This is a genomic window from Cysteiniphilum sp. (genome assembly GCF_057495195.1).
In genome coordinates this window covers 1-2704 of the sequence record NZ_JBXTEF010000116.1, presented here as the reverse complement: position 1 = coordinate 2704, position 2704 = coordinate 1, and the positions used below count along the sequence as shown (strand labels likewise).

The following is a 2704-nucleotide window of genomic DNA, read 5'->3' as shown; positions in this document are numbered from 1 at the left end:
GCACTTTAGAAAAAACTATGATTTTATAAACACCCCGTCAGCCTACGGCTGCCACCCCTCTTGAAAAGAGGGGAATTAGGCGAGGGTGATTTTAATTCCCCTCTTTTCAAGAGGGGTGCCGAGCTTGCGAGGCGGGGTGTTAGAATAGAAAAAGTGCGTAACCTCAGTTACTAAGAAATATATTTGAGCAAGCCCTTTGTTGAACTGTCATAATTCTCATTATCAAAATCTTGTTGTTCTAAGCTTGTTAAAATCGGCTTACCTAAGGCTTTACCTAGCTCCACTCCCCACTGATCAAAGCTGTTGATTCCCCACAAAATACCTTGGACAAATATTTTATGCTCATATAAGGCAATCAACTCACCTAATGCATGCGGGCTTAGCTCATCAATAACTATCGTGTTGCTTGGCTTATTGCCCGCAATGACTTTTTGCGGTGCTAATGTATTGATCTCATTCTCTGCTAATCCTTGTGCTTTGAGCTCATCAATGACGTCATCTAATGATTTACCTTGCATCAAAGCTTGCGATTGTGCCAAGCAATTAGCCAATAGTGCTTGATGATGATCTTTCAAGGAATGGTGAGGCTTTTTAATTGCAATAAAATCAGCAGGCACAATAACATTACCTTGATGTAATAGCTGATGAAACGCATGCTGGCCATTAGTACCGACACCTCCCCAGAGCACGACACCTGTTTGCTCAGAGCTTAAGCTACCATCTTTTTTGCATGACTTGCCATTGCTTTCCATATCTGCTTGCTGCAAATAATCAACCAAATGGCGCAAACGCTCATCATACGCCAAAATCGCCTGTGATTGCGTGTAATAGAAATCACTATATAAAGTTGCGATCAAAGCAATAATAATCGGCATATTCTTTGTCAATGGCGCACTTTTGAAGTGGCTATCCATCGCAAAAGCCCCTTTTAATAAGTCTTCAAAATGATCAAAGCCAATCGCAAATACAATCGCCATGCCAATTGAGGACCATAGCGAATAGCGTCCACCGACCCAATCCCACATTTGGAAACAGTTATCAAGATCAATGCCAAAAGCCTCTACTTTATCAAGTGCACTGGATACCGCGACGAAATGCTTAGCCACGGCGGCTTGATCTTGTTTGTAGAATTCAAGTAACCATTTGCGTGCAGTCATGGCATTCATCAAGGTTTCTTGTGTGGTAAATGATTTAGATGCCACAATAAACAACGTGGTCTCAGGATTAAGCTTGGTGGTAATACTCAAAATAGATTGAGCATCAACATTTGAGACAAAGTGCACCTGTGTTTTGTTTAAGTGATAAGGTGCTAACGCCTCAACCACCATTCTAGGTCCCAAATCAGAGCCACCAATACCAATATTAACAACATCAGTGATCTCTTTGCCTGAATGCCCACGCCATTGCCCAGTATGGACTTTTTCAACCAACGCTTTGACACGCAAACGCTCTTTGATAATTTCAGGTTTAACATCAACACCATCGACCATAATCGCTTGATCAGAGAAATCACGCAATGCAGTATGCAATACAGCGCGATGCTCACTGGTATTAATCTTCTCTCCAGCAAACATTTTATCGCGATACTTCTCAACCTTTGCATCACGAGCCAACTCAAAAAGTGTCGCTAAGATATCATCCGTTAACTTATTTTTTGAATAATCCAATAATAAACTATCAACCTGCAAATGATATTTATTAAATCGATCTTCATCTGCTTTAAATAAACGTTTGATATCTAAGCTTGAATAATCCGTCTTCAGCAAATGCTCTAACTGCTGTCTTATATGTTGATTCATTTTAATTCCTTGCTCTTATCCCTTATCCAATTCACTGGCAGCGGTCTGATCAATATGCCAAACTAAGCGCCCAGTTGTGAGATTCACCGCTTTAGCCGGATAATCTATCGTCACACTCTCGCAATCAAATACCTTAGCTAACATAGTGGCTTTGTTTTCACCTGTCACTAAGAAGTCAATCGCTTTGGCATTGTTAAGTACTTTAAGTGTCAAGGTAATCCGTGTTTGCTTTGTGCTTGGATGCACGGCAACCTCAACCCATTTATCTGATGATAATGGCACACCATTGACAAATAAAGATGCGGTATGCCCATCATCACCCATACCTAACCATACCCAATCAAACTGCGGCACGCCATCGATTTGTGGTACATGCTTTTTTAACTGGCTAACATAGTTAAGGGCGGCTTGTTCAGGTGAAATATCGCCTTGCATTGGATGTAAATTCTCCCTTGGGATACCAACACTTGCAAACAATAACCTATCGGCCTCACCGAAATTACTTTCTTTATCCGTAAAATCGACACAACGCTCATCACACCACCAAAAATGAAGCTTCTGCCAATTGATTGCCGTGGATTGCCCTAGTTGATTAATCAGCTCAAAGATACTCTTAGGTGTTGTACCACCTGATAATGCAATATGCACACAATCTTGTGTCGAGTGTGACAATGTGACTAGCTTGTCAAACATCGCATAAGCGATATCTTCTTGCTCCTGATAGATAATATATGACATTGATTTCCTCAAATTATTTCTTATTTTTAAACTTCCTAACTCATTGGTGTTACGCACTTTTTTACCTCAACACCCCGCCTCGCAAGCTTAAGCACCCCTCTTGCAAAGCATAGGTTTATAGGGATCTTTTCTATTCATTTAATTCTTCTCCTTGTAAAGTCTGAAAG

The 2704-nt window shown here is 40.8% G+C and carries 2 protein-coding genes; both read right to left on the bottom strand.

The window, feature by feature from the left end; translation table 11 throughout:
* Positions 1-170 precede the first annotated feature (170 nt).
* Positions 171-1799: a glucose-6-phosphate isomerase gene (gene pgi / locus ACY10D_RS10285; RefSeq protein WP_487000644.1), complete on the bottom strand. Its 1629-nt coding sequence runs from the start codon at positions 1797-1799 to the stop codon at positions 171-173.
* A gap of 15 nt (positions 1800-1814) precedes the next feature.
* A complete protein-coding gene (gene pgl / locus ACY10D_RS10280) occupies positions 1815-2537 on the bottom strand; it encodes a 6-phosphogluconolactonase (protein ID WP_487000643.1) in 723 nt (240 codons plus the stop codon).
* Positions 2538-2704 lie beyond the last annotated feature (167 nt).